At 48.1% G+C, this 262-nt stretch carries 1 protein-coding gene; it reads left to right on the top strand.

Annotated elements, in window-relative coordinates:
- The coding region (locus AAEZ02_RS22755; RefSeq protein WP_351125355.1) for a hypothetical protein at positions 1–262 on the top strand (262 nt) is incomplete at both ends.

The following is a 262-nucleotide window of genomic DNA, read 5'->3' as shown; positions in this document are numbered from 1 at the left end:
GCATCAAACCGCTTTAGTGAGCTTGATCAGGCCAGCTACAGTCTATCAGGACAAAGGAACACGGATGGTGCGACGTTAACTCGATTAGCAGCGGATAATCCTGAAGTCATGGATTATTTGGGTCGCTATATGAACCAGCATGTTGAAGCCGGTAACCGATTACGTGAAAACCTTCCAATGTATCAGCGCTTGCTGCCTGATGATAATCAGGCGTATGTGGCCGCAGCGATGGAGTCTTTAACCTATAGCAACTCCTCAACGC

The sequence above is a fragment of the Shewanella sp. T24-MNA-CIBAN-0130 genome, assembly GCF_040310185.1.
GTDB classification, from domain to species: Bacteria; Pseudomonadota; Gammaproteobacteria; order Enterobacterales; family Shewanellaceae; genus Shewanella; species Shewanella psychromarinicola.
The sequence above is the reverse complement of the archived record's forward strand: the minus strand, read 5'-3'. Positions and strand labels throughout refer to the sequence as shown.